Consider the following 23,093-nt stretch of genomic DNA (forward strand, 5'->3'; position numbering starts at 1 on the left):
AGAGAGGATCGGAGAACATTTTTCTGCCTGAATATCTCAGTATAGCGTCCTCTGGTTTTATTGCATCTGCTGGGATTTGTTCCCGTTGCTGCATTTCTAGCTCCCCCCTACAATGAGCCGCCGCACTCAAGTGCAAGCGTGGTTCCAAGTTACAGCTATTTCCATCGATCGATTGTTCGCCACCCGCATGACCTCACCCCGCAAGATCGCGCTGCTTGGCTCAACCGGCAGCATCGGGCAAAGCACGCTGGAAGTGGTGCGGCACTCGGCGGGACAGCTCCAAGTGGTCGCCATGAGCGCCCACACCAGCTGCGAGCAGCTGCGGCAACAAGCGTTGGAATTTCGGCCGCGGTGGATCATTCCCACCGAGGCAGCCGCTGCGGCCAAATGCGATTGGTCGGCTCTAAAAGGCGTGAGCGAAGTGGTTTGCGCCCCCGATGCCATGCAGCGAGTGGTGCAAAGTGACGAGGTCGACGTCGTCGTGGCAGCCATCGTCGGCAGCGCCGGACTGGATGGAACCTGGGCCGCGATCGAAGCCGGCAAAACCGTTGCTCTCGCTAATAAAGAAACGCTGGTGATGGCCGGGCCGCTGGTCATGCCCCTCGCGGCAAACCGTAACGCCAAGATTTTGCCCATCGATAGCGAACACAGTGCAGTGTTTCAGGCCTTGGCGGCTGGGCGTCGGCAGGATCTGCGGCGTATTATTCTGACGGCTAGCGGCGGGCCTTTCCGCCGCATGCCCAAGGAGCAAATGGAGCAGGTCACGGTCGAACAGGCGCTGGCGCATCCTACGTGGCGAATGGGACCGAAGATCACGGTCGACTCGGCCACCATGATGAACAAAGCCCTCGAGCTGATCGAAGCCCGTTGGTTGTTCGATTTGCCGCCGGAACAAATTGAAGTGATGATCCACCCGCAGTCGGTGGTTCATTCTTTGGTAGAATTCAACGACGGTTCGGTGCTGGCTCAAATGAGTCCGCCCGACATGAAGTTGCCCATACAATATGCGTTGACCTGGCCCGAGCGGCGAGCCTCGCCGGCCCGGAAGGTTGATTGGAAAACTAGTTGGAATTTGGAGTTTGAACCGCCGGACGAAGACCGCTTTCCTGCCCTTTCGTTGGGGCGCGAAGTGGCTCGAGTCGGCGGCACCGCGGGCGCGGTGTTGAACGCGGCGAACGAAGCAGCCGTGGCCCGGTTTTTGCGCGGCGAGATGCGATTCCTGCAAATCGTGCCGGCCTGCCGCGCGGTCATAGATCATCATTCCTACAATCCCTCACCCACGCTGAAGCAATTGATGCATCTCGACGCGTGGGCACGGGAGGAGGTTCAACGGTGGATTTCGTAATCGATTTGTCCTACCTACTCGCCGCAACGGGCGATCCCAATCCACTGGTCGCAGCACTCACGTCGCTGCTCGGCACGCTGCAGAGCTTGCTCTATGTCGCGGTCGGCTTGGGCTTCGTCATCTTTGTGCACGAGCTAGGCCACTTCCTCGTGGCCAAGGCTTGCGGCGTGAAGTGCGAGAAGTTTTACGTCGGCTTCGACTTCTTCGAGATTCCAATTCCGTTCACGAAGTGGAAGATCCCGAACGCGCTGTGGAAGATGCAGATCGGCGAAACCGAGTACGGCATCGGCAGCTTGCCGCTGGGCGGCTATGTGAAAATGCTCGGCCAGGATGATGATCCGCGCAATGCCGAAGCCGAAGCAGAACGAACGAAGTCGGGCGCCGAAGGATCGTCTTTGGAGGGTAAGCCCGTTGAAAATGAAACTGGTGCTGGCCTGACCATCGGATCGTCGATCGAAAAGGTCGGCGAAGCCGTGTCGGCGCATCCGCCGAAAGATCCGGTGACCAATGCCGATCCGCCGGCGCAGCCCGCCGTGGCGGTGAAGACCGCCGATGGCCGCGTGATCATGACCGATCCGCGCAGCTACACGGCGAAGTCGGTTCCCGCGCGCATGGCCATCATCTCGGCCGGCGTGATCATGAATGCGATCTTCGCGGTCGTGTTTGCCACGATCGCTTATCGTCTGGGCGTGCCTGAGTTGCCCGCCGGCATTGGCGCGGTCAGCCCCGGTGAAGCCGCCTGGCAAGCGGGTGTTGAGCCCGGTTCGAAAATCCTGCGATTCGGCAAGACGAGCCAACCTCACGAATGGCTCCGCTACGAAGACCTCCGCAAAGCGGTGATGCTCAACGGCACGACACAAGACCTCGCCATGCAAGTTCGCCTGCCGAATGGCAAGGAAGAATGGTTCGAAGTTCGCCCGGTGCAGCACAAAGAAAACACCTTCCCCACCATCGGCGTCGCCATGCTGGGCAGTAACAAGCTTGGACCAATGCCCGCCGAACTCGCCGCCAAAGAAGGGATGGCCCATCAACTCGCCAAGACCGACGTGCCGTTTGAAAAGGGTGACGTCGTCAAGGAGCTCGATGGTCAAGCCGTGAGCACCGGCGCTGAGATCAACTCGCTCCTCGTGCGCAAGCCACAAGGGCCAATCACGCTCACGATCGAACGAACCAAGCCGCTGCCGAAGGACGCGCCGAAAGACGCCAAGCCTGAAGTCACGACGCTGCCCATCGTCATCGAAGCCAAGCCGATCATGGACACCGGCCTGATTGTCGGCCTGGGACCGATCGCGTCGATTCGCAAAGGGAGCCCCGCCGATGTCGCTGAACTGCACGTCGGCGATGTGATCGAAACCATCGACGGTCAACCGGTCGGCGATCCCCTGTCGCTCGGTCAACGACTGCTCGACCGCGTGGGCAAAGAAGTAACGATCGTGCTCAAGCGGAACAAGGAAAAACTGACCAAGACCATCACCCTCGAAGCGCCGCGCAATCTGTGCACGGTCGGTCTCTTGGCCAGCAGTGGCCGGGCCGCTGCCGAGCCTCTCGGTGTCGCTTTCGACCTGCTCGCCGAAGTGGCCGATGTCGTTCCCGATTCGCCCGCTGCGAAGGCTGGCCTCAAAGCTGGCGATCAACTGATCGTGGCCGAATATCTCAAGAGCAAAGCCGCCAAGCCGGACACGCTCGACAAGGAAATCGGCGAACTCAAGCCGTTTGAATTGGCGAAATCGCCGAACCAGTGGGTGCGCGTGTTTGGTTACAACCAACTGGCCAAGCCCGATCAACAGCTCAAGATTCGCTATCAGCGGGGCGAAAAAACGATGACCGCCGAACTGGGGCTCGTCCCCTCGACGACCCACTTCGACGAAGGCCGCGCGTTGCCGATGATGCAAGAAACGCGAGTCAATCAAACCGATGACTGGGGCCGGGCGTTCCAACTGGGCTTCCGCGAAACCAAGGAAGCGATCATGGAAGTCTTCGCAGTCCTGAATCGGTTGGTCACGGGCAAGCTGGCCCTGTGGCACTTGTCGGGCCCGCCGGGAATTCTCCGCGCTGCAACGCACGTTGCTTCGACGGGCATTCCCAAGATGCTGATCTTTTTGACGATGCTCAGCGCAAACCTGGCCGTGGTCAACTTCCTGCCGATCCCCGTGCTCGACGGCGGACACATGGTGTTCCTCGCCGCCGAATGGATCCGCGGCAAACCGGTCGATGCCGAACTGCAAATGAAGCTGACTTACGCCGGCCTCGCGTTTCTATTCAGCCTGATGGTGTTTGCCTCAGCCATGGATGTGGGCAGATTCTTTATGTAACCAAGTAGAAGTTCCGTAGGGTGGGTCGAGCGGTACTCCGCGAGGCCCACCAAACTTTGCGCCAGACATTGGTGGGCCTCGTGAGTACACTCGACCCACCCTACACCATAATCATGTCCGACAATCCCGCTGCTCTGCTCGAAACGTTCGACAACCAATTCCCCGCGCGGGATTATGTGATCGAAATCGTCTGCCCCGAATTCACCTCGGTCTGCCCGAAGACGGGCCAACCCGACTTCGGCGTGCTAACGTTCACTTACACGCCCGAGAAAAAGTGCGTCGAGCTCAAGAGCTTGAAGATGTATCTGCAGAGCTTCCGCAATGCGGGCATCTTTTATGAGAACGTCACCAACCGCATCCTCGACGACCTGGTCGCCGCTCTACACCCGCGGCGGATGAAGCTCGTCGCCTCGTTCACCCCCCGCGGCGGCATCAGCACCAGCGTGACGGTCGTTCACGAGTCGAAGTAACCTGCGGCGGCCCTGAAAGTAGCTGAATTCGCCAGAATTCAGACGGTGACTCGTTCGGTCTCTGAATTCTGGCGAATTCAGCTACTGGGCACTGCGATTATTTCATTCCAATGTTGCTGTCGCCGCATTGAGTAGTTAACGTACGCATGTACGAACCGCGGTCCGCCTGCCGCCGACGTCTTCTGCACTCTTAGAAGAGTCGCAGGTACGTTATGAAACGCCGTGGCTTTACGCTGGTCGAATTGCTGGTCGTCATCGCAATTATCGGTGTGCTGGTAGCTCTCTTGCTCCCCGCCGTGCAAGCCGCTCGCGAAGCCGCGCGGCGGATGCAATGTCAGAACAACGTCAAGCAAGTTGCCTTGGCGATGCACAACTACCACGACACGTTCCTCCGCCTGCCGCCTGGCCAGTGGAACAATTTCTATTCGAACGACGCTCCTTGGATCCGAGGTTGCTGGGTGCAGCCGATCCTGCCATTTATCGAACAAAAGAATTTGTACGAAGTCTACAACGCTGCCCGTCTGACCAACGGCGACTGGGCGCTGCTCTGTCCCAACAAGGACTCGATCATCAAGTCGCTGATCTGCCCTTCGGACGGCAACAGCCCGAAGACGAAAACAACCGATACGAACTCGGTGGGTGGGGCGAACGTCATGCAAGGGATGCATGTCAACTACGCCGTGTGCTCGGGCGCGAGCACGTATGGCCCGAACGGCGACAATCTCGACGGCATGTTTTACACCAAGTCGTTCTTGCGACTCGCCGACGCAGTCGATGGCACGGCCAATACGTTGCTGTGCAGCGAGATCTGCATCTCGCCCGATAAAACGGCCAACGACTTGCGGGGCCGTTACTGCAATTCGTGGGAAGGGAACAGTTGGTTCAGCGCGCTCAATCCGCCGAACACCAGCGTTCCCGACGCGCAGAATTATCAAGGGCAATCGATCAAGCAGGCTCCTGTCACCAGCGTGACCACCACGAGTGGCTCGCAAGCGCTGTATGCTCGCAGCTATCATCCAGCCGGTGTCAGCGTCGGTTTGCTCGACGGCTCGGTGCGGTTTATGACGAATAACGTCAACGCCGTCACCTACAAAGCGCTCGCGACTCGCAACGGTGGTGAGCCGACCGGCGATTTCTAAACTCCTTCTCTTCTATCCCGTCAGGTTTTTCATGCTGCGCGCGCTCTCGCTGCTCGTACTTTGCTTTTCCATCGTTGGTTGCGGCTCGTCGGACTCCACGATTTCCATCAAGGGAAAAGTGACACTCGACGGCCAACCGGTGGAAAAGGGGGACATCTATTTCACCAACGCCGATCCGCAGTTCGGCCAGGAAGCCGGCAAGATCGCCAACGGCGAATACTCGGCCAAGGTCCATCCGGGCCAAAACAAAGTCGCCATCAGCGCCACCCGCGAAGTCCCCGGAAAATTCGGCCCGATGGGGACCGAACCACTTCTGGAAGACGCCGTGCCGGCCAAGTACAAGCTGCCGACCACCTCGAACCTGAGTGTGAACGTGACCAAGGAGAAGAAGGACGGCTACGATTTCCCACTGGAATCGAAATAGCATTAGCCGCGTTATCGAAGCCCGCGACCGTTTACTTCTTAGTGGACATTCGCATAATGCCCATTCCGTTTGTGTTCCCTCCCGACGTGGCATCACCCATGCCTGTCGGCGGTAAGCATGTCGGGGTGTTTGTTGAGATAGTCCCAGGCGAAATCGGTTATAACGTAGGGGAACCTGATAGTCGGGCCATAGACGAGAGTTGAATTGGAGCCCCGGTAGATAACTCCAGCATCTTCCAAGCAGATGACTACCCCGTCGAATCTGTCAAGATTCTGAGCGCGGGTTTTCCTATCTACATACCCCTTCAAGATAAGCTTCTCATCGTCGGTAAGTTGGTGAAGCCGCTTCCGGTGATTCTTGGCGACGGTTCTTCTCTCCAACCACGAGCCAATTGCTGCCCCAACTGTGGCGATTGTTTTCCAAATTACGGCGAGAACTTGCGACAAGAAAATACACGACGCGAGAACAAAGAGGATTGCGACAATCCAGCGAAAACTACCGAGCCCCAACCAGTCAAGGATTTCAGTTGAGAGCAGCATCGCGCCAAGAACGATGGCTGCTACGAAGGCAAAGAATGGCCTCTTTAGCCACTCAAGTACCGAGGTCCAATCTTTCAGCGAATCCATCGACAATCGCCTCTCAGTATTAGCCACAAATCACCGTTGCGATGCAGCCTTCTTGAAATCGCTCCCGGCTCGATTGAATTGCTCAATCAGTTGTTGAAGCTGTTCCCAATCGCCGGAGATTGGTGGCACCGACTCGCCATTGCTTGCTCGAAGTACCTGATTCTGAATCTTTGCGATAAGGGATTCAATTTCATCCGCCAGTCGAAGGCATCGGGTTGACTCATAAGCTGGTGCCCAATTCTTGTAAACCGAGATGAATGCACGCAGATCGACAACTTGCTTTCGCACGTCCTCTAGGTTCTCAAAGATTGCTTTCAGCTCGCTTGGAGAGGCTGAGAGTCTGGACGGCGGCTTTGTATCAGGAGGCGGTGAGTCTGAAACAGGCGTCGGAATCGGCGATTGTTCCGGTCGGGGCCGGATCGCAGATTGCCAAGCAATGCCGATAATCACGCCCACTACGACCGCCGCTGTAATCGCTACCCGCATGAAAATGCCCTCCGCATAAGCGTAGGCCATTGTTTGAGAGAGGGGTCGCCACACCGCGTTTTTGGGCAGACACCTGAATAGCTGGGCAAGATGAGGCTTTTAGGCAAAGCCGTTCCGATTGGCAACGACACACGCCTCGTTCCTTGGAAACTTGGTAGATCCGGCAACTACAGAGAGAGGTTGCGCGCACCAAACCAGGAAATTTAATTCGCTGGCGAAATAATATCGAAGTTTCGGCGGTTACATCGGTGTTATACGATGGTGATATTCGTGCGGCGCGGACATAAGGGATTGCGATCTATTTTTCGTCGCAATCACATTCCCCAAAGTACCTTACGACGATTCGCAGGTTCACATTCGCCTAAAGTAGCGCTGTTATAACTTGACTGCGGATTTTCCAGCCTATCTTGTCGCAAGCTATTCACCTGTAGTCACTTAGAATCTCATCGAAAACTGCACTGGGGTGTTATAAACATCGCGTCCGAAGCAATTTAAGGGCAACGTGGACAGCATGTCCACCTGATGGCCCGCTCGCCTGACCTAAGTTGGCAACCAGCCGCCGAAGTAAACCGTAGAGACACTTGGCTGGCGAAATCCGCGATCCCGATTGCGGGCAACTACCATATCTCTGGTGGCTGTTTTGCCAGAAGGTTGAGAATCAGCGCCCGTTCAATTGGTAAAGTCGGTTTTCTGTGTGAACAGGCGGCCGCACAACCGGTTAAGAGCAGAATTCGACCTGTCTTACCCAGACCAGCAGGTCGGAATAAACGTAAAACCCAATGGGCGTAAGTGGTTGTAGCAAATGTCCGCCCCTTACGCTGGAATAGAATTAGGTGACAATGAGTTGCTGACGGCGACAGTGAGCCGGTGAGCTGCTAGCGTGCCCTTTTCAAGGGATCAATGATAACGGATAAATGAGGGGCTCTCGATCAAGGGAATCCTGAAGCGACAGTGGCGCGGGCGGTGTTATCGCTGGCCTGCGTGCTGTCACATTACGCCTCGTCGTTCGCGACTTGGCTGAGGAGTGATTCATGGCTGTGACGGACAGCGTTGTGTTGGAAACCCGCCTGGTGACGAAGGTCTATGGCGAAGGAGACACCAAGGTCGAGGCCTTGCGCGGTGTCGATGTGCAGGTGCATGCCGGCGAAATGCTGGCCATTATGGGACGCAGCGGCAGCGGCAAGAGCACACTCCTCACACTGCTCGGCGGTGTCGATGTTCCTACCGGCGGTCATGTGCTGCTGGAAGGCAAAGATCTCGCAAAAATGACCGACGACCAGCGCACGCTTATCCGCCGGCAACGGATCGGTTTTATTTTTCAAGCGTTCAATCTGCTGCCGATTTTCACGGCAGAAGAAAATGTGGCGTTGCCGCTCGAGCTCGACGGCATGAACCCCGCGGTCGCCAAGAAGAAGGCGCTGGAAAAACTCGAACTCGTCGGCATGGGCAAACGAGCCGGCCACATTCCCGGCAAGCTCTCCGGCGGCGAACAGCAACGCGTAGCCATTGCCCGCGCACTCGCCATTGAACCAGCGATCCTGCTCGCTGACGAACCAACGGGCAATCTCGATTCGGCCAACGGTGAAAAAGTAACGGCCATGCTTCGCAGGCTGGTCGAAGATCACGGTCAAACAATTGTGATCGTAACGCACGACGCTCAAGTGGCCCGCCAAGCTGATCGGGTGATTTATCTGGCCGATGGTTTGATCGATCGCGAAGAAATCGTACGTCCTCGCAAGCCAGCCGCCGCTGCCGTCATGGAGGCCAGCCGTCGATGAGCTTAGGCAAGTTTTCGAGCCGCAGCCTGACCTCGCGGTTGGGCCGGACCATTCTCACGATTCTGAGCATTGTGATCGGCGTGACGGCCGTTGTTTCTGTCAGCTTGCTGAGCGAAACAACCAGCAAAGCTCAGAAGATGATGTTCGAAACCGTCACCGGCAAAGCGACGCTGGAAGTGACCGTGCCCGGCAACGCCGGCTTCGAAGACGACATCGTCGCCAAAGTGCAGCAGACCCCGGGCGTGCAGTACGCCGTGCCGCTGCTGCAGCGCGACGCCAAGATCATCAGCGGTGAAAAGCAAATCAAGCTGCAAGCGCTGGGTGTGGATACCGCTCGCGCTTCGAAGGAGCAAACCGTCGATCAGCTGGTGCGCGACTACAAAGTCACCGCTGGCCGCATGGGTGAACTCCGCACAGACAAGAAGAAGCCCTATGAACTCGTCATTGATGAAGGCTTTGCCAAGCAACAGCACCTGAAGATCGGCGATGTCGTTTCCGTGCGCGGTGCGGCTGCTAAAGTGGATCTGGAAGTGGTCGGCCTGGCCAAGCCGCTCGGCGGCGCTGCGATGCGTCAGATGGCGCTCGCGATGATTCCGCTCAACGACTCGAAGAAGATCTTCAACCGCACTCACCCCAATATCATCGACTCGATTCAAATCGTCACGGCGGTTGGCGCCAATGTCGATCAAGTCGCGGCCGAGATCGCCAAGATTCTTCCCGAAGGCTTGAAGGTTCGTCCGCCATCGAGCAATTCGAATTTGATGAAGCGGATGTTGCTGTCGACGGAACAGAGCTTGTTCGTCTCGACGGTGTTTTCGTTCGTGCTGGCCTGCTTCATCATTCTCAACACGTTCTTTATGAGCGTGGGAGAACGCCGTCGTCAGCTGGCCATCATGCGGGCCGTCGGCGCGACGGGCAAGCAGATCATGTACACGATGCTCGGCGAAGCGCTCATGCTCGGTGTCATCGGCACGGGCATCGGCATTCCAGCCGGCATCGGCGCAGCGTATCTGATGAACCGTACGATGTCGCGCGGCTTCGATGTGATCCTGCCCGATCCACAGATTCATTGGTTGCCGATCGCACTCGCTGCATTTCTCGGCATCGGCATTTCGCTCATTGGTTCGTATGTGCCGGCCTGGCGGGCGGGACAAGTTTCGCCGCTCGAAGGTCTCAGCCGCGTGTCGCGCGAAGACATCGAAGGTGGCGGTCGCCGTTACCTGGTTTTCGGCGGGCTGCTCATGCTGATCGGCGTGGTGATTGTTTATTTCTGCATCGCTGGCCAACTGAATATCTACGTCGGGCCGTTTGGCGCCGTGTTCCTGTTGATCGGCGTCGTCTTTTTGTCGCCGCTGTTTTTGGAACCGCTGATCACGGTCTTTGCTGCCATGATCAAACCCTTCACCAAGGTCGAAGGGGAAATGGCCCTGCGGCAGATTCTGCGGCATCGCGTCCGCACGCAGCTGACCATCGGCGTGCTCTTCGTCGCCGCCTGTGCGGTGATCGGCATGACCATTTCGATCAAGGACAACGTGCGCGATATGCAGGAGTGGTATCGCGCGTCGGTTACGAGCGACTTTTTCGTTCGCTCACTGATGCCTGATATGCAAAAGGGAACTTCACCCGACTTGCCCGCCGAAGTGGGCGATGAAATCCGAGAGATTTCCTATCTCGACCCCAGCATGGTCGAACGAATTGTGTTCGTCGGCGCCGACGTTTTAGACAAACAAGGAGCCGAGCATGGCATTCACGTCGTCGCTCGCGACTTTGCCGATCACCGACCCCCGTCGTTCGATCTGACCGACGGAACTTTGGAAGGGCTGCGCGAAAAGCTCTTCGATGGCCAGGTCGTGATTGGTTCGATTCTCGCTCACGACTTGAACCTCAAGGCGGGCGAAGAAATCAGCATCCTCGGCCGTAACGGGGCAGAAAAAGTGAAAGTCGCCGCAGTTGCCAACGACTACATGGTCGCCGGCCTGTCGGTTCACATGCAGCGCAAGACGGCGGAGCGGATTCTCGGTATCGAAGGCGTCGACGCGTATGCCATTCGCCTGGCCGAAAACGAGAATCGCGAAAAGCTCGAGGATCTGCGGAACAAACTCGCAGTCATCACCGACAAGTACGCCCTCATGCTGCAATCGAACACGGAACTGAGCTGGACCATCGACGCGATGAAAGCCGGCGTGGAACTTGGCATGTGGGGGCTCGTGTACGTCGCCTTCTTCGTCGCCATGATCGGCGTGGTGAACACGCTGACGATGAACGTGCTGGAACAAACTCGCGAGCTCGCCATGCTGCGGATCGTCGCGATGACCAAGACACAAGTTCGCAAAACGATTCTGACCCAAGCTCTGCTTATCAGCGCGGCGGGCCTCGTGCCGGGAATCGCGGTGGGCGTGTTCGTCGCTTACATCATGAACCTGGCCATGGTGCCATCATTCGGCCGGGAGATTGAGTTCCACTTTTATCCTGGCTTGCTGTCGGTCGCGCTCTTCGGCACGATTGCAGTTACGCTGATCGCGGCTTACTTCCCCGCACGTCGCGCGGCGAACGTCGATCTCGCGCAGGCGCTGCACTACGATTAATCGGCAGGCAGGCCTCAAACCAAAAGACCTCAAGCAACTTAAGTGGCTTGCTTGAGGTCTCTTTCATGCTGGCGCTGGTTGCGAACGATGCAATCGACCCAAGTCTCGACTCGCGATTGCTCGACCCCTACGTAATCGACGAGGAATGCGATCGCCAGCGATCGATTGTCGCCCGCACTTAGCTGCGTCCACCGCTGGACGAATTCGGCTTGCGTTTTGAGCCCGAGTTCGCGGTCCTGCTTCTGCATGTGCTGGGCAAAGATCTCGCCGAGCTTTCCCCACTCATCGTCCCGCCGAGTGATGAACTGCGCAATTGGTAAGCGGAACTTGAGCGGTGAATCGCTGTGCTCCCTCTCCCAGGGAAACTGCAGATTGCCGTAGAGCTCCACATTCCACCCAAAGCTTTGGCCGTAAAGCGTTTCGCCGAAACTGCGAGTGATTTCGAGGCGGCCGATCACTTCTAGCTGCTGTGCCTCCAAGGCTGACTTTTGGTCGTGGACCACATGCACTTCAACGGCCGCTTCCGGCGGGCTGCTGGTGAACCATTCCTTGATCATCACGTGCGAAGCGGCCACTTCGGCGAGTGTAGGCTTGTTCGGCTGACTGATGCGCGTGGTGACGAGGATAGCTCCGGCATAGCGAGTCTTCTCTCGATCCGCGGATACGCAAACTGCCGCTCCGTAGTTGCCATCGGCATGTCGAAAGGCCAGGCAATCGCCCGTCCGAAACGGGACGGAGTAGAGTCGCGGTTTGACCCGTTTCCGCGGTTTCTTGGTGGGGACCGCGAGCTTCTTCAGCAAGCGAGCGAGGATCTTCTTACGCGCCGGGTAGTCGGCTTCCCAGATCTCTTGCTCCAGATCTTCGTCGAAGGTTTGCTGCACGATGGCAAGCACATCGTCGTCGAGCGCCCCGCATTCCCACTGAGCCAGCGCCAGACCGAGCCAGAACGGTGTGTTGTCTATTATCACGCGATCGCGAAAAAGCGATTTCTCCTCGAACCGCTGCCGGATCTGCTCTGGCGTAGCCCCGAGGTTGTACTGGTCGATGTACTCGCCATAAGCGTCGAGCGCGGCATCGTCTTCCAGAATTTTGGTCCCCCAGGTGCCCATAGAAATGAGACTCTAACGTTGAAAAGGTGAGTTCACAATCAAATCGCCGCAACCGGTTCAAAATCAGTCTGCGGCGGAAGTTAGATCGCAGCGAATCTGCTATGCTGGGGGCTCCATTGTCGGGTCTGCATTGTGGACCATCCCCTCCGCCATTCCCCCCCGCTGTCATGTCTGCCGACTTTGAGGCCGCTCGATTTCAGGAACATCTGCGTAGCCTGCGGCAGCGGATTGAGGCTCAGCTGGCGGGCTGCACCGAATATGGCCCAGAAGTGCCCGCCCGGCTCGCGGCGGCGATTCGGCACAGCCTGTTTGCCCCCGCCAAGCGATTGCGGCCGCTGTTGGTGTTAATGGCTTGCGAGGCCTGCGGTTATGGGATCGAGGCAGCGTTGCCAGCGGCGGCAGCAGTGGAGTTTATCCACACTTACTCGCTGATTCACGACGATTTGCCGGCCATGGACGACGACGAACTGCGTCGCGGCCGGCCAACTTGTCACGTGGCTTTTGACGAAGCGACGGCGATCCTGGCGGGTGACGCGATGCTCGCTCAGGCGTTTGAAATTGTGGCGGCAAATTGTCCGGCTTGGGCGCTACAATCCTGTTTGCAGGAGTTGGCCCGCGCGGCCGGTCCGGGAAACCTGGTGGGAGGTCAGTACGACGATTTGAATCCGACCGAGCTCGAGCAAAGCCTCGCCGGGTTGGAACGAATACACCGGCGGAAGACGGGGGCTCTGATCAAGGTCTCGCTGCGAATGGGCGGCGCGATCGGGCAGGCTTCGGCGACCCAGCTTGCGGCTTTGGAGCGGTACGGCGATTGTCTGGGGTTGGCGTTTCAAATTGTCGATGACCTCTTGGACTTGCGGGGCGATGAAAGCAAGATGGGAAAGAAGACAGGGAAAGATTCCGAGGCTGGCAAGCTGACCTATCCCGGTTTGCTGGGCGAAGCAGCCAGTCAGCAGCGCGCAGCCGACCTGATTGCCGAGGCCCGGCAAGCGGCGGGAACATTTGGGGAGCGGGGTGCGTACCTGGAAGCGCTGGCCCGGTATGTGTTAGAACGGAATCACTGAGATTGGCTTGGAAGCCGCACAAAAAGCTATGCATCAAATACTTTCCAAAATCGAATCGGCCGCTGACCTGCAGAAAATGTCGGTCGGCGAACTCACGACCCTCGGCGCGGAAATCCGCGACGTGCTGTGCAATCTGCTCAGCACCCGCACCGCTCACTTTGCGTCGAATCTCGGCGTCGTCGAGCTGTGCCTCGCATTGCACAGCGTGTTCGACTTCCGCCGTGACCGCCTGATCTGGGACACCGGCCATCAGATCTATCCGCACAAGCTCGTGACCGGCCGCTATCACGAATTCAGCACGATCCGCACCAAGGGCGGATTGATGGGTTATCCCAACCCGCACGAGAGCGAATACGACCTCTTCATGACGGGCCATGCCGGTTCGAGCGTTTCGACGGCCTTGGGTTTGAAGAGCGGCGACGATTTGCGCGGCGAACCCGAACGACGATCGGTCGCGGTGATCGGCGATGGCGCATTTCCCTCGGGCATTGTTTTCGAAGCGCTCAATAATGCGGGCGGTTTGAAGAGCGACACGCTGGTGATTTTGAACGACAACAAAATGTCGATCTGCCCGCGCGTCGGCGGCCTGGCCAGTTATATGGATCGGCTGCGCACGACTCCGTTTTATGCCGGGCTGAAGAACAGCGTGGTCGAGACGCTGAACAAGGTGCCGCTGCTGGGCGATCCGGTGGAACGCTTCCTCGCGCAAATGAAGGAAGCCGTGAAGGCCGGTTTGCACGGCGGGATGATGTTCGAGGATCTCGGCTTCCGCTACCTCGGCCCGATCGACGGCCACAATCTGGTGGTGCTCCGCAAATACCTGCAGATGGTGAAGAACCTCAAGGGTCCGATCCTGCTGCACGTCGTTACCGAGAAGGGCCACGGCTATCAGCCCGCCGCGGCCGATCCGGTGTTCTTTCACACGCCGCCGGCCTTTGAAGATGACAACGGCTGTGCGATTCCGAAAAAGTCGGGCGGTTCGCCGGCCTACACCAATCTCATCAGCGAAGCCATTGGCAATGCGATGCGCCGCGATAACCGCGTGACGGTGCTGACCGCGGCCATGTGCCAAGGGAATAAGCTCGAGAAAGTTCGCGAGGAATTTCCGCAGCGGTTCTTCGACACGGGCATTTGTGAATCGCACGCGGTTGCCTTCGCCGGCGGTCAGGCCAAAACTGGTTTGCGGCCGATCGTCGATATCTACAGCACGTTTCTGCAGCGCAGTTACGATCAGATTTTCCAGGAAGTCTCGCTGCAAAATCTGCCGGTGCTGTTCACCATGGATCGCGCGGGGCTCACAGGTCCCGACGGCCCGACGCACCACGGCAGCTTCGACATCGCTTACATGCGGATCTTCCCGAACATCGTCTGCATGGCGCCGGGTGATGCTTACGATGCGCAGCGGATGATCGATTTCTCGCTCACGCTCGACGGGCCGAGCTCGATTCGCTATCCCAAAGCCAATGCCGAAACGCTGCCGGGCGATCGCCAGCCGATCGAACTGGGGCGGAGCGAAATCATTCGCTGGGGCCGCGATGGCTTGATTCTGGCCTGCGGCACGCTGGTAACCGAGTGCGTTCGCGCAGCCGACCGGATGCGTCAGGATGGGCTCGATATCGGTGTGGTCAACGCAAGGTTCATCAAGCCGATGGACAAGGACCTGCTCGAGCGGGCTCTCCGAGAATGCCCGTTCATCGTCACTGTTGAAGAAGGCTGCTTGATGGGCGGTTTTGGTTCGGCGGTGCTCGAGGCGGCCTCGGAATTGGGGCTCGATTGCAGCCGGATCAAGCGGCTGGGCATTCCTGATCGGTATGTCGAGCACGGCGAGCGGGCCGAACTGCTGGCCGATCTGGGGCTCGACCAATTGGGCCTGATTGCGACTTGCCGGGCGCTCGCCGAGCAAAGAACGCACGCCTAGCAGCGAATATCATGCATTCCGCCGGCCGAGCTCTTTGGGAGTTGCGGCCCGCTGGCGGGGAACAAATAATGCATAAGCGTGCGAGTTATCGCTCGGAGTACCGAGTTGTTCGGAATACTCGGTGTTCGCCTGATCTGCGGCTCTCATCTTTTTCATGGCACAACGTCACGAGCAAATCGATTCGATCATCCGTGTGGTCACACCGGAAAACATCGCGTTCGAATATCGGCTCGCCGGTCCGTTTCGCCGTTTGCCGGCCCTGCTCATCGACTGGACCATAACCGCCACGGCGATCTTCATCTGCGCAATTGCCATTGCGATTACGTTCGGCGCTTTCATTAGCGGCGGCCTGGCCGAAGCGATGATCTCGATTAGCTTCTTCGTCTTCCGCTGGTTTTACGGCGGTTTGTTCGAAACGTTCATGAACGGCCAAACGCCCGGCAAACGGCTGACCGGCATTCGCGTGCTGACGACCGAAGGTCAGCCGATCAACGGTCTGCAGGCGATCATGCGGAACCTGTTCCGCGGGGCTGATTTGTTTTTGCCGTTGCCGTGCCTCGGCTTGCTGGTGATGACGCTGAACAAGCGGAGCCAACGTCTGGGCGATTTGGTGTCGGGAACGATCGTGGTCGTCGAGCAGAACTCTTGGCTCACCGGCGTGGCGAAGCTTGAAGATCCTCGCGCAATTCAGCTTGCCGGTTATCTGCCGCCGAACTTTATTGTCTCGCGGCCACTCGCTCGCGCATTGGCAACGTATGTCGAACGTCGGCGATTTTTTTCACCGCTCCGCCGCCGCGAAGTCGCCAAGCACTTGGGCGAGCCGCTGTTGGTGCAGTTCGGTTTGCCGGCGGATACGAGTTACGATTTGCTGCTATGCGCGCTTTATTACCGCACGTTCATTGCCGATCGTGGTGAAGACGAACGGCGGCTCGCCGAAGCCACCGCGGCCGCTGCGCAGGTCAATCCGTTCTCGCAGCCATTCGCCACGCCCGCGCAGTTCAATTACAAACCGCCGCCGCTGCCGCAAGAGCAGATGGTGACGATTCCCGCCACGCCGCCTCGGCAGTTCTAAGAAAGTACAGACACGCTATGAAAGTTGTCGAACTGCTGGAACGCCGCCGCCAAAACTGGCAGGAACTGGAACGCTATTGCGACCGGATCAGCCAGTCGACGCTCAACACCGCAGAGATCTCGCGGTTCTCGGCGCTCTATCGCGCAGCGTGCGCCGACCTCGCGCTCTCGAACTCCTATCAGTTGCCCGAAAACACCGTTCAGTATCTTCACAAGCTAGTCGGCCGGGCTCACAACCAGCTCTATCGGGCCAGGCAGTTCGATTACAAAGTCTGGGCCAAGATGCTGCTAGAGGATGTGCCGCAGCGGATCTTCAACGATCGCTGCGTGCAGACGATGTTCGTTTTCTTCTGGGGCTTTTTCATTCTCAGTGCCTGGCTCGCCTATTCAAAAACGGCCTGGCCGGAATTTGCCGAGGAAATGCTCCCGCCCCAGATGCTTGAGCAGATGCAGGAGCACTTCAAGAAGCCGCCAGATGGCTCGGACCGCGACGGCGACACGAACCTGCGAATGGCGGCCTTCTATATCAACCACAACACCGGCATCGGCCTGCAATGCTTCGTCTGGGGCCTGCTTGTGGTTCCCGGTTTGTATATCACGGCCAAGAACGCGGTTTGGCTGGGGGCTGCCTTTGGTTACATGGCCCGCCCCGATGTGCCGCAGGGGGAACACTTTTTTCACTTCGTGCGGGCGCACGGGCCGTTTGAACTAACTGCGATTGTCCTTTCGGCCGGCGCTGGTTTGCGGCTCGGCATGGCCTGGATCATGCCGGGGCAACTTTCGCGCGGCGCGTCGCTGCAAAAGAACGGCGCCGAGATGATGCCGGTGATGTGCGCGGCAATGCTGATGTTTTTGTTCGCGGCGCTCATCGAGGGATTCATATCTCCGTCGTCGGCGCCCATCTGGTTGAAGTCTGGCGTTTGTTTGCTCTCGAGCGCTCTGCTGGGATTCTATTTCGTGGTGCTCGGTTTCCCGCGGAGGCTCCTCAATGCAGCTCGATAATACGCGCATTGCTATCCGCGAACGAAACCTGCTCGAGACGCTCGACCTATCGTTTCGTTTGCTGCGCGAATTCTGGAAGCCCTGGCTAATCTGTTCGCTGCTGGCCATCGTGCCGTTGGCTGCGATCAATGCCCTGCTGCTCAACTGGATGGCCGACGGTCTCGACTTTACCGAGCCCAATGAATGGCCGGTTCGCTATGCCTGGACGATGGCCGTCTTCATTTATTTCGAAGCGCCGCTGGCTTCGGTATTTGTCGTCGCATATCTGGGTCCCGCGGTCTTCATGGAGAACCCGCGGATCAAGCAAGTTGTCTGGGATGCTCTCAAACAATACCCAGCGATCTTTATCTGCCAGTTTCTGTTTCGCGCTGTGCTACCGATCTGGCTGCTCGCACTGGCCTTTGATCGCTTCGAGCCGAACTTTTTACTCGAGTTCGGGCTGATAGTGCTCTTGATGATTCCCTACGTCACGATCATGCGAGCCTTTCGGCCTTACATCAATGAAATCATCGTGCTGGAAAAAAATCCGCTCCGTTCCAAAAATCCGCAGGTGATCACCATCGGCGAACGCAGCTCGCATCTGCATGGCCCTTACAGCAACGACTTGTTCGTCCGCTGGCTGGGCACCGTGCTGGCCACCCTCGTACTGGTGTGGATGGTCGGCACGACGACTTATTTTCTGCAGGCCGTGCTGTTTGCCAGTTATGAATTGAATTGGATTCTCGTTTACATTTGGTATCCCGCCATGTTGTGGACGGTGGTCAGTTTAATTTCGGTGGTGCGGTTTTTGGATTACCTCGACCTCCGAATTCGCCACGAAGGCTGGGAAGTCGAACTGCTGATGAAGGCCGAAGCGCTGCGACTGAAACCAAGCCTGCTCTAAATCATGAAATTCTTCGCCCAGATCGTCATCCTGCTCGCCGCACTCCAGTGCTGGCCGGGAAGACTCTGCGCGCAGGAAGCACCGGCCCGCGAATCGGTGAAAGACGCCCGTAACGCGCTGAACGGTCGCACCCCCTTTCCGTTTTACGATTCGGCCAAAGACGATGTAAAACGCATGAACGTCAAAGCGCCGCCAGATGCCGCGCCCCCCGCGAAGGGAAGTACAACCTGGACTAGAAACGGCACCACGCCCGTGCGCGGCGGCGGCGGACGAGGCGGTGCAAGCGGCCTCGGCGCATTGCTTCAAATAATCGGGGTAGCGCTGTTCACAGCCGTCATCTCCGCCGTGGTCTACTTCCTGGTGAAGGCGTTTCTGCAGGGTGAGCAAACGCAAACCGAAGGGACGAAGTTCATCGATACCTCGAGCGACGTTGACCGCGTCGAGGATTTGCCGTTTCAGATCAAAAAGCCCACCGGCGATTTTCTGTCGGAAGCGCAGCGACTGTACGAAGCGGGCCAATACTCCGAAGCGATCGTGTATCTCTTCAGTTATCAACTGGTCGCCCTCGACAAGCGACATGTCATTCGCCTCGCCAAGGGGAAGACCAACCGGCAGTACCTGCGTGAGACGCGCTCGCGCGAAATGATCAAGCAAGTCCTGCAGCGCACGATGATTTCTTTCGAAGATGTCTTTTTCGGCCATCACAATCTGAGTCGCGAACGCTTCGAGGAGTGTTGGCGGCAGCTCGATGAATTTCATCAGCAACTAGAACGGGTGGAGGCCGCCGCCGCATGAGTGCTGCACCGACCTATCATTCCACCACTGAAGCTGCCGCAGGTGGCAACAAGTGGACGCTGCCGGCGGTCCTGGTGGGCGCCGTGTTGCTTGTTGCCTTTTTGATTTGGCTGTTTCGCAGCGCTCCCGAGTTGGAAACCGGCTACGGCCGGCGGATGGGCAACAATTATCGGGCCAGCGTCAACGGCACGATTGTTCTCTCGGAAATGTTCCGCTACAGCGGCCGCACGGTGACTTCGGTCGACAGGCTCACGCCGAAGCTGCGAAAGTATCAAACCATCGTCTGGTTTCCCGACGACTTTGGTGTGCCGACCGTGGAGCAACGGCAGTTTTTCGAACAGTGGTTGTCAGAAGGTTCCGGCAGGACGCTGATTTACGTCGGTCGCGACTACGACGCAGCGACGGCCTATTGGACAGAAATCCAGGCCGATGCCCCGCAAGATCAACTCGACGAAATCAAACAAAAACGCTCCGAAGCCAAGAGCAAGTTTGCCGAAGAGCGGGCGCGCATGCCCAAGGAAGAATTCGCCCGTTGGTTTGTGCTCCGCGATGGCAAGGCTCGCAAAGTGACTACGCTCGCCGGTCCTTGGGCAGATGGAATCGACGCCAAGCAGGCCGATATTTCGGTCAGCAGCCAGTTGGATAAGCCGACCATAAAGGATCGACCGAAAGACAATAAGGAAGAACTGCCCGAGGATTTCGAGCCGCTGCTGACCAGCGAAAAAGAAACGCTTGTTGCCCGCGTCACCGACAAGTCCTGGTCCGATGGCCAAGTGATTGTCGTCGCCAATGGCAGCATGTTCTTGAACTATCCGCTGATCAATCACGAAAATCGCAAGCTCGCCGGCAAGCTGCTCGACGAATGTGATCCCGACTCGCAAGTTGCGTTTCTGGAAAGTGGCCCGGGCGGACCGCCGATCCAGAAAAAAAGCAGCGAGAAGCAAGACCGCGAATGGCCTTTCCCATTGAACGCGATCGTGTTTCACCTGGTCATGTTTTCGCTCGTCTTTTGCCTGGCTCGCTCGGCGATCTTTGGCCGAGCTCGCGAACTGCCGCTGGAATCGCCTAGCGATTTCGGCCGGCACATTTCCGCCCTCGGCAAGTTGATGCAGCGGACCAAGGACCAGGCCTATGCCTACGCCCGTCTGCAGCAGTATCGCCAGCACGGCAAACGAGACTCCGGCAAGTCACACAAAAAATAACTCAACTACAAAATTACGCCACACCTTTTGCGAATCACCTCTGCATGTCCATCCCTTCACCTGGAAATGACCCGAACTTCATCGAGTTTGCCTGCACCGCCTGTGGCCGCACGCTGAAAGTGCCCGCCTCGGCCGCCGGACGAAAGGCTTCGTGCCCGTCGTGCTATGGTGTGGTGCAAGTGCCGCAATCGTCGACGGTCACGCCGCCACCGTTGTCGTTTGGTCCACCGACGCAATCGCCACCGTTGCAACCGCTCCCGCCCATGCCGCAGCAACCTCAACCGTTTGGGCAACCGCCGCAGCCTTTTGGCAATCCTCAGCCTTTCGCGCCGCAACCCTTTGCCCAGCAGCCGACGTTTTCGGCTCCGGCCAGCGGCGCGCCAGCATTTTCTCCGCCGCAGCATCATCCGCCGCAACCAGCGCCGGTGGGTGGCATTCACATGTCGCCGCGGGCCGAACCCGGCAAAGAAACGCCGACCAAGAAACTATTCGACCGCATTACCAAGGAAATCGCCAAGCTCTACGTCGGCCAGGATGAACTCGTCCTCGGCGCGCTCGTGGCCCTCTTTTCCAGCGGCCACGTGCTGATCGAAAGCGTCCCCGGCCTCGGCAAGACCTTGTTCGTGCGCACGCTCGGCAAGGTTCTCGGCTGCAACTTCGGCCGCATTCAATTCACGGCCGACTTGATGCCGTCCGACATCACCGGCGCACCGATCTTCGATATGAAGACGCAGGAGTTCCGCTTTCGCCCGGGGCCGGTCTTCACGCAATTTCTGCTGGCCGACGAAATCAACCGCGCACCGGCGAAGACGCACGCGGCGCTCCTCGAAATCATGCAGGAATATCGCGTAACGATCGACGGCGTGAGCCACGTCATCGAAAAGCCGTTCCTGGTGCTCGCCACGCAGAACCCGATTGAATCGGAAGGGACATACAACCTGCCCGAAGCTCAGCTCGACCGCTTCATGTTCAAGTTGATGGTGAACTACCCGCAAGAGCAGGAAGAGTCGCAAATTCTGAAGATGCACAGCCAGCAGCTCGATCTGAATGATCGGCTGAAGCATGAAGTCGAGACGATCACCAATCAGGCCGAGATCTTGAAAACGGTGCAAGAGAACGCCAAGGTGCGGATCGACGACCGCCTGATCGACTACGTCAACAAGATCGTGCGGCGGACCCGCGAATGGCCACAGTTTCACATGGGCGCTTCGCCCCGCGCAGGTCTCGCGCTCGTGCAGGCCGCGCGGACGTTGGCGGCGTTTGGCGGTCGCGATTATGCGGTGCCGGACGACGTGGTGCAGATCGCGCTGCCGGCGCTGCGGCATCGCGTGGTGCTGACTGCCGAGGCCGAAGTGGAAGGGCAGAAGATCGATGATTTGCTGACGGAGTTGATTCGTTCGGTGGAGGTTCCGCGCTTGTAGCGGAAGCTTCATGGAACGCCTCAATCAATGGCTGACCCAGAACGCCGATCTGCTCAATCACTACTCCGTGCTGATTGTGTTGCTCGCGGTGCTGCCACTCGCAATCCTTGCTTGGACACGGCGGACGTTTCCGCACGTCGCGGCGATCGCGATCTGCGGCATCCCGGTCGTGTTGACGTTTGCCCTGCTGATCGACAAGCGGCTGCTTGGCGCTGTGCTCGTGGTCGATGCCATCATTCCGCTCATTCTGCTGATCGACTTCTTTACGATCCCCAATCAAAAATCGCTCAAGATCGAGCGGCAGGCTCTGAAGATTGCCTCGCTGCAAAAGCCACATCGCGTCACATTAATGGTTTCGAACGTCAGCCCACGGGCCTTTTCGGTGTGGGTGCGCGACGACGTGCCGCAGGAGTTCACGGCCGAGCCGAAGGAGTTTGTGCTCAGGCTTGGCTCGCGCAGTCGATCGACAGTCCATTACGACCTGGTCGCCAGTCGCCGCGGCGCTTACACCATGTCGTGCGTGCACGTACGTGTCCGCAGCCTGTTCGGTTTTTGGAAACGCTTCTACAAATATCCCGCGCCGAGCCTGATTCATGTTTATCCCGACATGAAGCAGTTGTCGGAGTTCGCAATCCTGGCTCGCACCAACCGCCTCAGCTTGATGGGCGTGCGGCGCACGCGAAAAGTCGGCACCGAAAATGATTTCGAACGCCTCCGCGATTACACGCTCGACGACAATCACAAGTTCATCGATTGGCGGGCCAGTGCGCGGCGGAACAAACTGACAGTCAAAGATTTTCAGACGAGTCAGAGCCAGCGATTGATTTTTCTCGTCGACTGCGGCCGTTTGATGACGAACGTCGCTTCCGGCATCAGCCTGCTCGATCATTCGCTCAATGCGGTGCTCATGCTCAGCTATGTCGCACTGCGGCAAGGCGATTCGGTGGGCATGATCTGCTTTTCCGACAAGGTAATGTCGTTCGTGCCCCCACGCGGCGGCATGAACCAAATGAACCAACTATTGCATTCCTCGTTCGATCGTTTTCCGCAGTTGGTCGAGTCGCGCTACGATGATGCCTTCCTGCATCTTCACACCCACTGCAAGAAGCGGTCGCTGGTGGTGCTGATCACGAGCGTGATCGACGAAGTCAACTCGCACCAGGTACAGAGCTACCTGGGAAATGTGGTAGGCCAGCATCTGCCACTGGGCGTGCTGCTGCGGGATCATCATTTGTTCGATGCCGCCGATCGCGATCCGCGCAGCGAAGAGGAACTCTTTAAGGCGGCTGCCGCAGCGGAAATCCTCTCCTGGCGGCATCAAGTGCTGCGCGATCTGGAGCACACGGGTGTGCTCAGCCTTGATGTTTTCCCAGAGGATATGACGGCTCCGCTGGTAAATTCGTACCTAAACATCAAGGCGCGTCATTTGCTGTAGCGTGACAGCACGACGGAAGATACGGCAG

The 23,093-nt window shown here is 58.1% G+C and carries 19 protein-coding genes; 16 read left to right on the top strand and 3 right to left on the bottom strand.

From position 1 onward, the window contains the following. Positions 1-112 precede the first annotated feature (112 nt). The 5 genes from dxr to M9Q49_RS18920 all read left to right on the top strand — a co-directional run bounded on the left by dxr (position 113) and on the right by M9Q49_RS18920 (position 5,690). On the top strand, positions 113-1,345 hold the full coding sequence (dxr, locus tag M9Q49_RS18900; protein WP_254510382.1) for a 1-deoxy-D-xylulose-5-phosphate reductoisomerase: 1,233 nt from the start codon (positions 113-115) through the stop codon (positions 1,343-1,345). Continuing rightward, positions 1,333-3,657 (top strand): site-2 protease family protein, encoded by a 2,325-nt coding sequence (locus M9Q49_RS18905; RefSeq protein ID WP_254510383.1) that lies wholly within the window; start codon positions 1,333-1,335, stop codon positions 3,655-3,657. The genes dxr and M9Q49_RS18905 overlap by 13 nt, the downstream gene beginning before the upstream one ends. A 113-nt stretch (positions 3,658-3,770) precedes the next feature. Next, a complete protein-coding gene (gene queF / locus M9Q49_RS18910; protein WP_254510384.1) occupies positions 3,771-4,127 on the top strand; it encodes a preQ(1) synthase in 357 nt (118 codons plus the stop codon). Between the two features lie 212 nt (positions 4,128-4,339). After that, positions 4,340-5,266, top strand: a complete 927-nt coding sequence (locus M9Q49_RS18915) for a DUF1559 domain-containing protein (RefSeq protein WP_254510385.1) — start codon at positions 4,340-4,342, stop codon at positions 5,264-5,266. Between the two features lie 31 nt (positions 5,267-5,297). Further along, positions 5,298-5,690 (top strand): hypothetical protein, encoded by a 393-nt coding sequence (locus M9Q49_RS18920; protein WP_254510386.1) that lies wholly within the window; start codon positions 5,298-5,300, stop codon positions 5,688-5,690. 92 nt (positions 5,691-5,782) lie between these two features. Here M9Q49_RS18920 and M9Q49_RS18925 read toward each other — a convergent pair whose 3' ends face one another. Together M9Q49_RS18925 and M9Q49_RS18930 are read right to left on the bottom strand one after the other, a co-directional pair. After that, entirely contained in the window at positions 5,783-6,316 is a 534-nt protein-coding gene (locus M9Q49_RS18925; protein WP_254510387.1) for a super-infection exclusion protein B, read from the bottom strand. Between the two features lie 30 nt (positions 6,317-6,346). Continuing rightward, on the bottom strand, positions 6,347-6,832 hold the full coding sequence (locus M9Q49_RS18930; RefSeq protein ID WP_254510388.1) for a hypothetical protein: 486 nt from the start codon (positions 6,830-6,832) through the stop codon (positions 6,347-6,349). A 1,001-nt stretch (positions 6,833-7,833) separates the two neighbouring features. Between M9Q49_RS18930 and M9Q49_RS18935 the strand changes: the two genes are divergently transcribed. Together M9Q49_RS18935 and M9Q49_RS18940 are read left to right on the top strand one after the other, a co-directional pair. Further along, entirely contained in the window at positions 7,834-8,580 is a 747-nt protein-coding gene (locus M9Q49_RS18935) for an ABC transporter ATP-binding protein (protein ID WP_254510389.1), read from the top strand. Continuing rightward, positions 8,577-11,165, top strand: coding sequence for an ABC transporter permease (locus tag M9Q49_RS18940; RefSeq protein WP_254510390.1), 2,589 nt, complete (start codon positions 8,577-8,579; stop codon positions 11,163-11,165). The genes M9Q49_RS18935 and M9Q49_RS18940 overlap by 4 nt, the downstream gene beginning before the upstream one ends. A 38-nt stretch (positions 11,166-11,203) precedes the next feature. Here M9Q49_RS18940 and M9Q49_RS18945 read toward each other — a convergent pair whose 3' ends face one another. Next, on the bottom strand, positions 11,204-12,274 hold the full coding sequence (locus M9Q49_RS18945; RefSeq protein WP_254510391.1) for a hypothetical protein: 1,071 nt from the start codon (positions 12,272-12,274) through the stop codon (positions 11,204-11,206). A gap of 167 nt (positions 12,275-12,441) precedes the next feature. Between M9Q49_RS18945 and M9Q49_RS18950 the strand changes: the two genes are divergently transcribed. The 9 genes from M9Q49_RS18950 (at position 12,442) to M9Q49_RS18990 (ending at position 23,065) form a co-directional block, all read left to right on the top strand. Further along, positions 12,442-13,338: a polyprenyl synthetase family protein gene (locus M9Q49_RS18950; RefSeq protein WP_254510392.1), complete on the top strand. Its 897-nt coding sequence runs from the start codon at positions 12,442-12,444 to the stop codon at positions 13,336-13,338. A gap of 28 nt (positions 13,339-13,366) precedes the next feature. Further along, positions 13,367-15,256 carry a 1-deoxy-D-xylulose-5-phosphate synthase gene (gene dxs, locus M9Q49_RS18955; protein WP_261365076.1) on the top strand — a complete coding sequence of 630 codons (1,890 nt, stop codon included), beginning with the start codon at positions 13,367-13,369 and terminating at the stop codon, positions 15,254-15,256. A gap of 154 nt (positions 15,257-15,410) precedes the next feature. After that, positions 15,411-16,328 carry an RDD family protein gene (locus tag M9Q49_RS18960; RefSeq protein WP_254510393.1) on the top strand — a complete coding sequence of 306 codons (918 nt, stop codon included), beginning with the start codon at positions 15,411-15,413 and terminating at the stop codon, positions 16,326-16,328. 17 nt (positions 16,329-16,345) lie between these two features. After that, the gene (locus M9Q49_RS18965; protein WP_254510394.1) at positions 16,346-17,329 is read left to right on the top strand and encodes a stage II sporulation protein M; all 984 of its coding nucleotides are present in this window, start codon (positions 16,346-16,348) and stop codon (positions 17,327-17,329) included. Continuing rightward, positions 17,316-18,212, top strand: coding sequence for a hypothetical protein (locus M9Q49_RS18970; RefSeq protein WP_254510395.1), 897 nt, complete (start codon positions 17,316-17,318; stop codon positions 18,210-18,212). Before M9Q49_RS18965 ends, M9Q49_RS18970 begins: the two co-directional genes overlap by 14 nt. A 3-nt stretch (positions 18,213-18,215) precedes the next feature. Next, the gene (locus M9Q49_RS18975; RefSeq protein ID WP_254510396.1) at positions 18,216-19,007 is read left to right on the top strand and encodes a DUF4129 domain-containing protein; all 792 of its coding nucleotides are present in this window, start codon (positions 18,216-18,218) and stop codon (positions 19,005-19,007) included. Further along, the gene (locus M9Q49_RS18980) at positions 19,004-20,209 is read left to right on the top strand and encodes a DUF4350 domain-containing protein (protein ID WP_254510397.1); all 1,206 of its coding nucleotides are present in this window, start codon (positions 19,004-19,006) and stop codon (positions 20,207-20,209) included. The genes M9Q49_RS18975 and M9Q49_RS18980 overlap by 4 nt, the downstream gene beginning before the upstream one ends. Positions 20,210-20,472: 263 nt before the next feature. Then, positions 20,473-21,630: an AAA family ATPase gene (locus M9Q49_RS18985; protein WP_390844829.1), complete on the top strand. Its 1,158-nt coding sequence runs from the start codon at positions 20,473-20,475 to the stop codon at positions 21,628-21,630. A gap of 10 nt (positions 21,631-21,640) precedes the next feature. After that, complete coding sequence (locus M9Q49_RS18990) at positions 21,641-23,065, top strand: DUF58 domain-containing protein (protein WP_254510399.1); 1,425 nt, start codon at positions 21,641-21,643, stop codon at positions 23,063-23,065. Positions 23,066-23,093 lie beyond the last annotated feature (28 nt).

The sequence above is a fragment of the Anatilimnocola floriformis genome, from assembly GCF_024256385.1.
GTDB classification, from domain to species: Bacteria; Planctomycetota; Planctomycetia; order Pirellulales; family Pirellulaceae; genus Anatilimnocola; species Anatilimnocola floriformis.

Excerpts from the sequence above, each read along its gene's own strand:
- M9Q49_RS18940 (WP_254510390.1), top strand. The coding sequence starts at position 8,577 with ATGAGCTTAGGCAAGTTTTCGAGCCGCAGCCTGACCTCGCGGTTGGGC.
- dxr (WP_254510382.1), top strand. The coding sequence starts at position 113 with ATGAGCCGCCGCACTCAAGTGCAAGCGTGGTTCCAAGTTACAGCTATT.
- M9Q49_RS18930 (WP_254510388.1), bottom strand. The coding sequence starts at position 6,832 with ATGGCCTACGCTTATGCGGAGGGCATTTTCATGCGGGTAGCGATTACA.
- M9Q49_RS18970 (WP_254510395.1), top strand. The coding sequence starts at position 17,316 with ATGCAGCTCGATAATACGCGCATTGCTATCCGCGAACGAAACCTGCTC.
- M9Q49_RS18935 (WP_254510389.1), top strand. The coding sequence starts at position 7,834 with ATGGCTGTGACGGACAGCGTTGTGTTGGAAACCCGCCTGGTGACGAAG.
- M9Q49_RS18920 (WP_254510386.1), top strand. The coding sequence starts at position 5,298 with ATGCTGCGCGCGCTCTCGCTGCTCGTACTTTGCTTTTCCATCGTTGGT.
- dxs (WP_261365076.1), top strand. The coding sequence starts at position 13,367 with ATGCATCAAATACTTTCCAAAATCGAATCGGCCGCTGACCTGCAGAAA.
- M9Q49_RS18925 (WP_254510387.1), bottom strand. The coding sequence starts at position 6,316 with ATGGATTCGCTGAAAGATTGGACCTCGGTACTTGAGTGGCTAAAGAGG.
- M9Q49_RS18965 (WP_254510394.1), top strand. The coding sequence starts at position 16,346 with ATGAAAGTTGTCGAACTGCTGGAACGCCGCCGCCAAAACTGGCAGGAA.
- M9Q49_RS18990 (WP_254510399.1), top strand. The coding sequence starts at position 21,641 with ATGGAACGCCTCAATCAATGGCTGACCCAGAACGCCGATCTGCTCAAT.
- queF (WP_254510384.1), top strand. The coding sequence starts at position 3,771 with ATGTCCGACAATCCCGCTGCTCTGCTCGAAACGTTCGACAACCAATTC.
- M9Q49_RS18985 (WP_390844829.1), top strand. The coding sequence starts at position 20,473 with ATGCCGCAGCAACCTCAACCGTTTGGGCAACCGCCGCAGCCTTTTGGC.
- M9Q49_RS18980 (WP_254510397.1), top strand. The coding sequence starts at position 19,004 with ATGAGTGCTGCACCGACCTATCATTCCACCACTGAAGCTGCCGCAGGT.
- M9Q49_RS18960 (WP_254510393.1), top strand. The coding sequence starts at position 15,411 with ATGGCACAACGTCACGAGCAAATCGATTCGATCATCCGTGTGGTCACA.
- M9Q49_RS18945 (WP_254510391.1), bottom strand. The coding sequence starts at position 12,274 with ATGGGCACCTGGGGGACCAAAATTCTGGAAGACGATGCCGCGCTCGAC.
- M9Q49_RS18975 (WP_254510396.1), top strand. The coding sequence starts at position 18,216 with ATGAAATTCTTCGCCCAGATCGTCATCCTGCTCGCCGCACTCCAGTGC.
- M9Q49_RS18915 (WP_254510385.1), top strand. The coding sequence starts at position 4,340 with ATGAAACGCCGTGGCTTTACGCTGGTCGAATTGCTGGTCGTCATCGCA.
- M9Q49_RS18950 (WP_254510392.1), top strand. The coding sequence starts at position 12,442 with ATGTCTGCCGACTTTGAGGCCGCTCGATTTCAGGAACATCTGCGTAGC.